The 11,871-nt window shown below is 59.4% G+C and carries 10 protein-coding genes; 7 read left to right on the plus strand and 3 right to left on the minus strand.

The window, feature by feature from the left end; translation table 11 throughout:
- The first annotated feature begins 171 nt into the window (after nt 1–171).
- The 4 genes from LOY35_RS25585 (at nt 172) to LOY35_RS25600 (ending at nt 6,339) form a co-directional block, all read left to right on the plus strand.
- Nucleotides 172–2,094: a PrkA family serine protein kinase gene (locus LOY35_RS25585; RefSeq protein WP_024777408.1), complete on the plus strand. Its 1,923-nt coding sequence runs from the start codon at nt 172–174 to the stop codon at nt 2,092–2,094.
- A gap of 120 nt (nt 2,095–2,214) precedes the next feature.
- The gene (locus LOY35_RS25590) at nt 2,215–3,486 is read left to right on the plus strand and encodes a YeaH/YhbH family protein (protein WP_139640604.1); all 1,272 of its coding nucleotides are present in this window, start codon (nt 2,215–2,217) and stop codon (nt 3,484–3,486) included.
- Nucleotides 3,483–5,048 carry a SpoVR family protein gene (locus LOY35_RS25595; RefSeq protein ID WP_258628581.1) on the plus strand — a complete coding sequence of 522 codons (1,566 nt, stop codon included), beginning with the start codon at nt 3,483–3,485 and terminating at the stop codon, nt 5,046–5,048. Before LOY35_RS25590 ends, LOY35_RS25595 begins: the two co-directional genes overlap by 4 nt.
- Nucleotides 5,049–5,112: 64 nt before the next feature.
- Complete coding sequence (locus LOY35_RS25600; RefSeq protein WP_258628584.1) at nt 5,113–6,339, plus strand: multifunctional CCA addition/repair protein; 1,227 nt, start codon at nt 5,113–5,115, stop codon at nt 6,337–6,339.
- Nucleotides 6,340–6,465: 126 nt separating this feature from the next.
- On the opposite strand, the gene folK is transcribed toward LOY35_RS25600, so the two are convergent.
- Nucleotides 6,466–6,993, minus strand: a complete 528-nt coding sequence (gene folK / locus LOY35_RS25605) for a 2-amino-4-hydroxy-6-hydroxymethyldihydropteridine diphosphokinase (protein ID WP_258628586.1) — start codon at nt 6,991–6,993, stop codon at nt 6,466–6,468.
- Complete coding sequence (folB, locus tag LOY35_RS25610) at nt 6,984–7,337, minus strand: dihydroneopterin aldolase (protein ID WP_258628587.1); 354 nt, start codon at nt 7,335–7,337, stop codon at nt 6,984–6,986. The genes folK and folB overlap by 10 nt, the downstream gene beginning before the upstream one ends.
- Before the next feature lie 74 nt (nt 7,338–7,411).
- Here folB and plsY point away from each other — a divergent pair, with 74 nt between their 5' ends.
- Nucleotides 7,412–7,981, plus strand: a complete 570-nt coding sequence (plsY, locus tag LOY35_RS25615) for a glycerol-3-phosphate 1-O-acyltransferase PlsY (RefSeq protein WP_024777402.1) — start codon at nt 7,412–7,414, stop codon at nt 7,979–7,981.
- 5 nt (nt 7,982–7,986) lie between these two features.
- On the opposite strand, the gene tsaD is transcribed toward plsY, so the two are convergent.
- Nucleotides 7,987–9,012, minus strand: a complete 1,026-nt coding sequence (gene tsaD, locus LOY35_RS25620; RefSeq protein ID WP_258628589.1) for a tRNA (adenosine(37)-N6)-threonylcarbamoyltransferase complex transferase subunit TsaD — start codon at nt 9,010–9,012, stop codon at nt 7,987–7,989.
- 199 nt (nt 9,013–9,211) lie between these two features.
- On the opposite strand from tsaD, the gene rpsU reads away from it, so the two are divergent.
- Nucleotides 9,212–9,427 carry a 30S ribosomal protein S21 gene (gene rpsU, locus LOY35_RS25625; RefSeq protein WP_002551877.1) on the plus strand — a complete coding sequence of 72 codons (216 nt, stop codon included), beginning with the start codon at nt 9,212–9,214 and terminating at the stop codon, nt 9,425–9,427.
- Between the two features lie 478 nt (nt 9,428–9,905).
- Nucleotides 9,906–11,864, plus strand: coding sequence for a DNA primase (gene dnaG / locus LOY35_RS25630; RefSeq protein WP_258628590.1), 1,959 nt, complete (start codon nt 9,906–9,908; stop codon nt 11,862–11,864).
- Nucleotides 11,865–11,871: the final 7 nt, after the last annotated feature.

The following is an 11,871-nucleotide window of genomic DNA, read 5'->3' on the forward strand; positions in this document are numbered from 1 at the left end:
CAAAACAGGGGAGAGCCGGTACACCGGCGCGCGGATCATCGGGAGTCAGCTTTCAGGAGCCTTTATTCTGGAAGCATTCTGGGGGGATAAACGGCAACTGGATTCCCAGCGGCTGACCAGCAACGACTGATTGATCCGACACCGGCTCCACGTATCGAGCGAGGTGACGTCATGAGTATTTTTAGCCACTTCCAGCAACGTTTCGAGTCCACGCGGCAGGAGGAATACTCGCTGCAGGAATACCTCGAACTCTGCAAGCAGGACCGCAGTGCCTACGCATCCGCCGCAGAGCGTCTGTTGCTGGCAATCGGAGAACCCGAACTGCTGGATACCTCGACCAACTCGAGGCTCTCGCGGATTTTTTCCAACAAGGTGATCCGCCGCTATCCGGCCTTTGAAGACTTCCACGGGATGGAAGAGTGCATCGACCAGATCGTGTCCTATTTCCGCCATGCAGCCCAAGGCCTGGAGGAGAAAAAGCAAATCCTCTACCTGCTTGGCCCGGTGGGTGGCGGTAAATCGTCCCTGGCCGAAAAACTCAAGCAACTGATCGAAAAGGTGCCCTTCTACGCGATCAAGGGCTCGCCGGTGTTCGAATCGCCCCTGGGACTGTTCAACGCCACCGAGGACGGCGCGATCCTCGAGGAAGACTTCGGCATTCCACGCCGCTACCTCAATACCATCATGTCGCCATGGGCCACCAAGCGCCTGGCCGAGTTCGGCGGGGACATCAGCCAGTTCAAGGTGGTCAAGCTCTACCCATCGATCCTCAATCAGATCGGGGTGGCCAAGACCGAACCGGGTGACGAGAACAACCAGGACATTTCGGCCCTGGTGGGCAAGGTCGATATCCGCAAGCTGGAAGAATTCCCACAGAACGATGCCGATGCCTACAGCTATTCGGGCGCGCTGTGCAGGGCCAACCAGGGCCTGATGGAATTCGTCGAGATGTTCAAGGCGCCCATCAAGGTGTTGCACCCCTTGCTGACGGCAACCCAGGAAGGCAACTACAACAGTACCGAGGGCCTGGGGGCGATTCCGTTCAACGGCATCCTGCTGGCTCACTCCAACGAGTCGGAATGGCACACCTTCCGAAACAACAAGAACAACGAGGCGTTCATCGACCGGATCTACATCGTCAAGGTGCCGTACTGCCTGCGGGTCACCGATGAGGTGAAGATCTACGACAAGCTGCTGTTCAACAGCTCACTGGCCAAGGCCCATTGCGCCCCCGACACCCTGAAGATGCTGGCCCAGTTCACCGTTCTCTCGCGCCTCAAGGAGCCGGAGAACTCCAACATCTATTCGAAGATGCGGGTGTACGACGGTGAAAACCTCAAGGACACCGATCCGAAGGCCAAGTCGATCCAGGAATACCGCGACAACGCGGGGGTCGATGAAGGCATGAACGGCCTGTCCACGCGTTTCGCGTTCAAGATCCTGTCCAAGGTCTTCAACTTCGACCCCCACGAGATCGCCGCCAACCCCGTGCACCTGCTGTACGTGCTGGAACAGCAGATCGAGCAGGAGCAGTTCCAGGCGGAAACCCGCGAGCGGTACCTGCGTTTCCTCAAGGAATACCTGGCTCCGCGGTATATCGAGTTCATCGGCAAGGAGATCCAGACCGCGTACCTGGAGTCCTACAGCGAATATGGCCAGAACATCTTCGACCGCTACGTGCTGTACGCGGATTTCTGGATTCAGGATCAGGAATACCGCGATCCGGAAACCGGCGAAATTCTCAACCGCGTAGCGCTCAACGAGGAGCTGGAGAAGATCGAGAAGCCGGCGGGCATCAGCAATCCGAAGGATTTCCGCAACGAAATCGTCAACTTCGTGTTGCGGGCGCGAGCCAACAACAACGGCAAGAACCCCACCTGGCTCAGCTATGAAAAGCTGCGGGTGGTCATCGAGAAGAAAATGTTCTCCAACACCGAGGATCTGTTGCCGGTCATCAGCTTCAACGCCAAGGCCAGCAAGGAGGACCAGCAAAAACACAACGACTTCGTCACACGCATGGTCGAACGTGGCTACACCGACAAACAGGTACGGCTGCTTTCCGAGTGGTATCTGCGGGTCCGGAAATCGCAGTAAAACAGCTACAAGCTACAAGCTGCAAGCTACAAGGAAAAAGCGCGTTAGCCCTGGCAATCGGGTAACTGTGCTTCTACTTGAAGCTTGTAGCTCATCACTTGAGGCTGCCCGGAGGGCCCTATGAGCTATGTGATCGACCGACGCCTCAATGGCAAGAACAAGAGCACGGTTAACCGCCAGCGCTTTTTGCGGCGGTATCGTGACCACATCAAGAAGGCCGTGGAAGAAGCGGTCAGCCGCCGTTCCATTACCGATATGGAGCATGGCGAACAGATCAGCATTCCCGGCCGCGACATCGACGAGCCGGTGCTTCACCATGGCCGCGGTGGCAAACAGACCGTCGTGCACCCCGGCAACAAGGAATTCACCAGCGGCGAGCACATCCCCCGCCCACCGGGTGGAGGGGGCGGCAAGGGCCCCGGCAAGGCCGGCAACTCCGGCGAAGGCATGGACGAATTCGTGTTTCAGATCACCCAGGAGGAATTCCTGGAGTTCATGTTCGAGGACCTTGAGCTGCCGAACCTGGTCAAGCGCAACCTGACCGGCACCGATACCTTCAAGACCGTGCGCGCCGGCATCAGCAATGAAGGCAATCCGTCGCGGATCAATATCATCCGCACGCTTCGCTCGGCCCACGCCCGCCGGATCGCCCTGTCGGGCAGCAGCCGGGCGAAACTGCGCGAGGTCAAGGAAGAACTGGCCCGACTGAAGCGCGAGGAACCTGACAATTTCGGCGACATTCAGGACCTGGAAGCGGAAATAGAGAAACTCAGCGCCCGTATCCACCGGGTTCCGTTTCTCGACACCTTCGACCTCAAGTACAACCTGTTGGTCAAACAGCCAAACCCCAGCTCCAAGGCCGTAATGTTCTGCCTGATGGACGTGTCCGGCTCCATGACCCAGGCCACCAAGGACATTGCCAAGCGATTCTTCATCCTGCTGTATCTGTTCCTCAAGCGAAACTACGACAAGATCGACGTGGTATTCATCCGCCACCACACCAGCGCCAGGGAAGTGGACGAAGAGGAGTTCTTCTACTCCCGGGAAACCGGCGGCACCATCGTCTCCAGCGCCTTGAAGCTGATGCAGGAGATCATGGCCGAACGGTATCCGGCCAACGAATGGAACATCTATGCAGCCCAGGCGTCCGACGGGGACAACTGGAACGACGACTCACCGATCTGCCGCGACATCCTGATCAACCAGATCATGCCGTTCGTCCAGTACTACACCTATGTGGAAATCACGCCCCGGGAACATCAGGCCCTGTGGTATGAATACGAACGCATCGCCGAAGCCTTTTCCGACACGTTTGCGCAACAGCAACTGGTCTCGGCCGGGGATATCTATCCGGTCTTCCGTGAACTCTTCCAGCGCAGGTTAGTGACATGACCGCCAAAAAAGAGCAGAAGCGCCAACCCATCTCCACCGGCTCCGAATGGACGTTCGAGCTGATCCAGGCCTACGACCGCGAAATCAGCCGTATCGCGGACCGTTATGCCCTCGACACCTACCCCAACCAGATCGAGGTGATCACCGCTGAGCAGATGATGGACGCCTACGCGTCGGTCGGCATGCCCCTGGGTTATCACCACTGGTCCTATGGCAAGCACTTCCTCAGCACTGAAAAATCCTACAGCCGCGGCCAGATGGGGCTGGCTTATGAGATCGTGATCAATTCCGACCCCTGCATTGCCTATCTGATGGAAGAAAACACCATCTGCATGCAGGCGCTGGTGGTGGCGCACGCGTGCTACGGCCACAACAGCTTCTTCAAAGGCAACTACCTGTTCCGCACCTGGACCGATGCCAGTTCGATCATCGATTACCTGGTGTTCGCCAAGCAGTACATCATGCAATGCGAGGAGCGCCACGGCATCGATGCCGTGGAAGACCTCCTGGACTCCTGCCACGCCCTGATGAACTACGGAGTGGATCGCTACAAAAGGCCGTACCCGATTTCTGCTGAAGAAGAACGCCGGCGCCAGAAGGACCGCGAAGAACACCTGCAAAAGCAGATCAATGACCTGTGGCGCACCATTCCCAAGGGCGCCGACAAGTACAGCGAAAAGGACAACGCACGGTTCCCCGCCGAACCCCAGGAAAACATTCTCTATTTCATCGAAAAACACGCCCCGTTGCTGGAGCCCTGGCAGCGGGAAATTGTGCGCATCGTGCGCAAGATTGCCCAGTACTTCTACCCGCAACGCCAGACCCAGGTCATGAACGAGGGATGGGCCACGTTCTGGCATTACACCTTGATGAACGACCTGTATGACGAAGGTCTGGTCACCGACGGCTTCATGATGGAGTTCCTGACGTCCCACACCAGCGTGGTGTTCCAGCCTGGATTCGACAGCCCCTACTACAGCGGCATCAACCCCTACGCACTGGGTTTTGCCATGTACCGCGATATACGACGCATGTGCGAGAACCCCACCGAAGAGGACCGTCGCTGGTTTCCGGAAATTGCCGGCTCGGATTGGTTATCCACGATCAAGTTCGCCATGAGCAGCTTCAAGGACGAGAGTTTTATCCTGCAATACCTCTCGCCCAAAGTAATCCGTGACCTGAAATTGTTCAGCATTCTGGATGACGACCAGAAGGACGACCTGCTGGTACCCGCCATCCACGATGAAAGCGGTTACCGCACCATTCGCGAAACCCTGGCCGCGCAGTACAACCTGGGCAACCGCGAGCCCAACGTACAGATCTACAGCATCGATCGGCGGGGAGATCGTTCGCTGACCTTGCGTCATCAGGCGTACAACCGCAAACCGCTGGGTGACTCCACGGATGAAGTGCTCAAGCACTTGCATCGCCTGTGGGGCTTCGACATTCACCTGGAAACCTTGCAGGGCGACCAAGTCATGAAAACCCACCATGTTCCACCCAGAAACGAACAGACCGAAGGTGATTACGGCCGCCTGGACCTGGCCGTCATCCATCTTTGATTCCGTTTTTCGCCTCCTTTGATCCGACGCAAAGGTTATCCTGTCGGGTCAACGGAGGTTTTTTATGCAGATCTATAAAGTCGGCGGCGCCGTTCGCGATCGCCTGCTGGGTATCCCCGTCACCGACGTCGATCGGGTCGTGGTGGGCGCCACCGCCGAGGAAATGATCGCCAAGGGGTTTCGCCCCGTGGGTGCTGACTTTCCTGTGTTCCTCGATCCGAACACGGGCGAGGAGTACGCCCTCGCCCGCACGGAACGCAAAAGCGGCCGGGGCTATGGCGGCTTCGTGTTTCATGCCAGCCCTGAAGTCACCCTCGAGGAAGACTTGGTTCGCAGGGACCTGACGATCAATGCCATGGCGGAAGATGATCATGGCAACCTCACCGATCCCTACCACGGCCAACGGGACCTCGAAGCCCGCCTGCTCCGCCACGTTTCCCCGGCATTTGCTGAAGATCCGCTCCGAGTCCTGCGAGTTGCCCGCTTTGCCGCGCGTTATGCTCCACTGGGCTTCAAGGTTGCGGACGAGACCGTGGAGCTGATGCGCCAGCTCAGCGATTCTGGCGAACTGCAAGCATTGACCGCCGAACGCAGTTGGAAGGAAATTTCCCGCGCCCTCATGGAAAGCCAGCCACAGGTGTTTATCCAGGTCCTGCGCGACTGTGATGCCCTGAAGGTCCTGATGCCCGAGGTCGATGCGCTATTCGGCGTGCCGCAACCCGAAGCCCATCACCCGGAAATCGATACCGGCGCACATACCCTGAGCGTTCTGGAGCAGGCCGCCCTGCATCAACAACCACTGACGGTCCGCTGGGCCTGCCTGCTGCATGATCTGGGCAAAGCCCTGACACCTGAGCAGGAATGGCCGCGACACATCGCCCATGAGCACAAGGGTTTGAAACCGATCAAGGCGATCAACGAGCGCTTCAAAGTGCCACGGGACTGCCAGGAGTTGGCGCTATTGGTTGGTCAATATCACACCCATGGCCATCGGGCGCTTGAATTGAAAGCGTCTACCTTGCTCGAATTGCTACAGAGCTTTGATGTGTACCGCCGCCCCCAACGCTTCGAAGAGTTTATCGCGGCCTGCGAAATGGATGCCCGAGGCCGCAAGGGCTTGGAAAATCGAAGTTACCCACAGGCTGATTATCTGCGCGGCGCGGCAGCGGCGGCGCGTGCGGTGGCTGTGCAGCCCTTGCTGGAGAAAGGCTTCAAAGGGCCTGAGCTGGGGGACGCAATCAAGCGCGAGCGGCTCAGGGCGCTGAAAGCGTACAAGGAGGGGGCGAACTGACAGGGGTTTCGTTTCCGCTTGCATTTTCAGTGGCCGGATGACCGCCATCGCGAGCAGGCTCGCTCCCACAGGAGGATGGATCCGGGGTATCACGGACACTGTGGAGCGAGCCTGCTCGCGATAGCGTCAGGAAGATCGCAGCAAGTCCGAAGACGTCAGCTGCACGCCCCGCCATTCAAAAGCCACCGGCGCCAGGACCTGATCAATCTGTGATTCGTCCCACAACGTAGCGAAACTCTTGCCTACGCCTGGGTGAACGCGATCCGGCGCAATCAGCGACAATGGCCACAGGACGAAAGCGTTTTTCAGGATTTCCGCGCGCGGCAGAATCAAGCCATCGAAGTTGCCGACCTGCTCGCCATACAACAACACGTCGATGTCCAGCGGCAGCCCCTTGCGGTCCGGCGCATAACGACCATTGTCCGCCTCGATGCACTTGAGGCGACGGTCCAGCTCCATCAGCGGCAGGTCCGTGAAGGCCGACACGACAAAATTGAAGAACGGCCCGCTCTTGATGCCCACAGGCTGGCTTTCGAACACCGCCGAACAGCGTATGTCCACCAGAAAAGCCGCAAGGGCTTCAAGCCCCGCGCACAAATGGGTTTCGCGCTCGATATTGCTACCGAGCCCGAGAAAAACCTGTGTCAGCGACATCCGCGCTCGATCTCCACACCCACGCCACTGGCCGCTGGAACCGCGCCAGGCTTGGTCACTTTCAGACGCAGCCAGGTAATCTTGAACTCGTCCATCAGTTCCTGGGCAAGCCGCTCGGCAAAGGTCTCGACCAACTGGAACCGGGCCTGTTCAGCGAATGCCTGGATGCGCGATGAGACACTGGCGTAGTCGAGCGCCAGATTCAGGTCATCGCCCGCTGCGGCCGGGCGGTTATCCCAAGCGAAACTCAGATCGAGCCGCAGGCACTGTCGGATGTCTCGCTCCCAGTCGTAGGCACCGATCACCGTGTCGACTTCCAGGCCCTCGATAAACACTCTGTCCAAGCACTCTTCTCCGCAGCACGACAAGGGCGCAATGCGCCGTTAGAATCAGGGCATCCTCGCCCGGAATAGTTAGCATGTTTTGGTTACTGGCGATCCTCGCCTACCTGCTCGGCTCGCTGTCCTTCGCCATTGTGCTCAGCCGCTTGACGGGTCACCCCGATCCGCGAATGAGTGGATCAGGCAATGCCGGCGCCACCAACATGCTGCGCCTGGCCGGACGCAAACTCGCCGTCCTGACCCTGCTCGGCGACCTCTGCAAAGGCCTGGTGCCGGTACTGATCGCCAGCCTTGCAGGACTTTCCTTACAGCAACAGGCCTGGATCGGCGTCTGCGCGGTCATCGGTCATCTGTTCCCGCTGTACTTCCGCTTTCGGGGCGGCAAGGGTGTCGCCACCGCCGCCGGCATGCTGCTGGGCCTGTATCCACCCGCCGCGCTGCTGGCCGTCTCGGCCTGGCTGCTGATGTTCTACCTGACCCGCACCAGCTCCTTGGCCGCGCTGATCGCCACCCCGCTGACCCTGCCGTTGCTGGCCTGGCAGGAGCCCGAGGCCCTGCTGCCGATGACCGCGCTGGTGGCGCTGATCGTCTGGCGCCACCGGGGCAATCTACGCGACCTGTTCGCCGGGCGCGAACGACATTTCTAAATACTTCACAACGGCGACAACTGCTCCATCGGCCAGCGCGCCTGCACGCTGATCGCCAGGCTTTCGTGCTGGCCGGCCTGCAGGCGCTGACAGCCCGCATAGGCGATCATCGCGCCGTTATCGGTGCAGAATTGCGGCCGGGCGTAGTAAACATCGCCTTTCATGTCGCCAAGCATTTTTTCCAGCGACACCCGCAAGGCCTTGTTCGCACTCACCCCGCCAGCGATGACCAGACGCTTGAGCCCGGCCTGTTTCAGGGCGCGCTTGCATTTGATGGTCAAAGTCTCCACCACGGCCTGCTGGAACGCCAGCGAGATGTCGCAACGGACTTGTTCATGGTCGCCCCCGGCGCTGACGCATTGCTGCCAGGTGTTCAGAGCGAAGGTCTTCAAGCCACTGAAACTGAAATCCAGGCCCGGCCGGTCGCACATCGGGCGAGGAAACACGAAGCGTCCTTCAACTCCTTGGGACGCAAGCCGTGCGATTTCCGGCCCCCCCGGATAGTTGAGACCCATCATCTTGGCCGTTTTGTCGAAAGCTTCGCCAGCCGCATCGTCAAGGCTTTCACCCATCAATTCGTATTGACCGATACCGTCGACCCGGACCAATTGCGTATGGCCGCCGGAAACCAGCAAAGCGACGAACGGAAACTCCGGTGGCTGCGGCTCCAGCATGGGCGCCAGCAGATGCCCCTCCATGTGATGCACGCCCAGGGCCGGGATGCCCCAGGCAAAGGCCAGCGCCTGGGCACAGGAAGCCCCTACCAGCAACGCACCCACCAGGCCCGGGCCGGCGGTATAGGCGACAGCATCGATTTCGGTCGGCCCACAGCCGGCTTCGGCCAGGACCTGACGGATCAAGGGCAGCATGCGCTTGACGTGGTCGCGGGACGCAAGCTCGGGCACCACGCCGCCGTAGGCGCGGTGCAGGTCGATCTGACTGAACAGCGCATCGGCCAGTAGGCCGCGTTCACTGTCGTAAAGCGCGACGCCGGTTTCGTCGCAGGACGTTTCTAATCCCAGTACTAGCATGGGTTTGCGCCTTGTGGAGGCTGAATTCGAAGGCGCGCATAATAGTCGCCACGTTGTGCCCCGACCAGCGGTTTTCGATCAGAGGCTTTGCATTCCTGGCGTTGAGGGGTTAACATCCGCAACCCTTAAAAACCGACGTCTTCAAGTGCTCTTTTGCCGCGAGGATGTTGACCCCGGTAATGAATGAAGGTAGCTCTGGATGCCAGCCGTCAAAGTAAAAGAGAACGAACCCTTCGACGTAGCTCTGCGTCGTTTCAAGCGCTCCTGCGAAAAAGCCGGTGTTCTGGCTGAAGTTCGTAGCCGCGAATTCTACGAGAAGCCGACTTCCGAGCGTAAACGCAAAGCAGCAGCCGCTGTTAAGCGTCACGCCAAGAAAGTTCAGCGCGAACAGCGCCGCGCCGTACGTCTGTACTAATACACAGACGTTCGTAGCAAGCTTCTGCCAAGCCCGGCCTTCAAGCCGGGCTTATGGCATTTGCGGAATAACGCTTGATGCTTCACTGTCAAAGCCGCAGACGCGACTGAGACAACTGCTTTATCACGTCAGACCTGGCTCTTTTGCCAGCGGTGCACGTCTCTTCTGACGAGCCTTCCAAGGCTACTGACGAGCACACCCTGATTCCTCTAACGACGATCAGCCCATGGCACCTGCTTGCGTGCCCGCTCGATGAGCTATCCGAGGCCTGACCGGCCGTTACCGGATTCAGCGCAACATATTCAAACAGTCGAATACTGATGGTAATTAACGTCAGTGGATTATCGGCAGATACACTTCCCGACAGCAATGATGCAGACAACCCGGTCGAGCCACCGTTTACAGTGTCTCAAGACCAGGCCCCGGTTACGCCTGCTGATTCCGGGCCCCTATTTCGCGCAGTGATGATGAGAACGCCATGGCCGGGCTGATTCCCCAGAGCTTTATTGACGACCTCTTGAACCGCACCGACATCGTCGACGTGGTCAGCTCTCGCCTGCAAATGAAAAAGGCCGGCAAGAACTACACCGCCTGCTGCCCGTTCCACAAGGAAAAAACCCCGTCCTTCAGCGTCAGCCCCGACAAGCAGTTCTATTACTGCTTTGGCTGTGGCGCGGGCGGCAATGCCCTCGGCTTCATCATGGACCACGACAACCTGGATTTCCCCCAGGCCGTCGAAGAACTGGCCAAAGCCGCCGGCATGGAAATTCCTCGCGAGGAAAGCGGTCGGGCGCACAAGCCGCGCCAGCCCACCGACTCGCCGCTCTACCCGCTGCTGACCGCGGCGGCGGATTTTTATCGCCAGGCTCTGAAAAGCCATCCGGCCCGCAAGGCCGCGGTGGATTACCTCAAGGGCCGCGGCCTGACCGGCGAAATTGCCCGGGACTTCGGTCTCGGCTTCGCCCCGCCCGGCTGGGACAATCTGTACAAGCACTTGAGCAGCGATACGCTGCAGCAGCGCGCCATGATCGACGCCGGCCTGCTGATCGAGAATGCCGAGACCGGCAAGCGCTACGACCGCTTTCGCGACCGGGTGATGTTCCCGATCCGCGATACGCGCGGGCGAATCATTGCCTTTGGCGGCCGGGTATTGGGCGACGACAAACCCAAGTACCTGAACTCGCCGGAAACCCCGGTATTCCATAAGGGCCAAGAGCTGTACGGCTTGTATGAAGCCCGCAAGAACAACCGCAACCTCGACGAGATCATCGTCGTCGAAGGTTACATGGACGTCATTGCCCTGGCCCAGCAAGGCTTGCGCAATGCCGTTGCGACACTGGGCACGGCCACCAGTGAAGAGCACATGAAGCGACTTTTTCGTGTCGTGCCCAGTGTGCTGTTCTGCTTCGACGGCGACCAGGCCGGCCGCAATGCCGCCTGGCGCGCACTGGAAGCCACGCTGCCGTGCCTGCAGGATGGCCGGCGGGCACGTTTCCTGTTCCTCCCGGAAGGCGAGGACCCGGATACCCTGGTGCGCTCCGAAGGCACCGATGCGTTCCGCGCACGGATCAATCAACACGCGCAACCATTGGCCGATTATTTTTTCCAGCAGTTGACCGAAGAGGCCGACCCGCGCTCCCTCGAAGGCAAGGCCCACATGGTCACCCTCGCGGCACCGCTGATCGACAAGGTACCCGGCGCCAACCTGCGCACACTGATGCGCCAGCGCCTGACCGAAATCACCGGCCTCAATAGCGAAGCGGTCAACCAACTGGCTCACAACGCCCCTGCGGAGGCGCCGCCGGCATACGACCCGGGCATCGACTACGACGCGATGCCGGATTTCGCCGACTATCATCATCCTCAGCAGGACTATGCGTCGCAGCAGGAATGGACATCGAAAAAAACCGGCAGCGGCGGCAAGAAATGGGACAAGAAACCCTGGGACAAGAACGGCAAGCGCGGCGATCGCGACCAGCCACGTGCCCCGCGCGTGCCGGCCGCCGTCGAACCACCAACACTGGCCGCCCTGCGTACCTTGCTGCATCACCCGCAACTGGCTGAAAAGGTCGAGGACGCGGGGCACTTCGCCGCCGAGGATCACAGCAATACACAATTGCTGATCGCCCTTCTCGAAGCCGTGCAGAAGAACCCCCGGCTAAACTCGTTCCAGCTGATCGCACGCTGGCATGGCACCGAGCAGGGACGACTGTTGAAGGCCCTGGCCGAGAAGGAATGGCTGATTGATGGAGACAACCTTGAACAACAGTTTTTCGACACCATTACTAGCTTGTCCGCCCGCCAACGCGAGCGAAACCTGGAACAACTTCTGCGAAAAGCTCGCCAGAGCGAGCTGACCAGCGAAGAGAAGAACCAATTGCGCGACTTACTCAACCGCAATGTTTGCGCATCAAACCCGACCTCAACTGGCGCGTGAGGTCACA

The sequence above is a fragment of the Pseudomonas sp. B21-028 genome (genome assembly GCF_024749045.1).
Lineage (GTDB): Bacteria > Pseudomonadota > Gammaproteobacteria > Pseudomonadales > Pseudomonadaceae > Aquipseudomonas.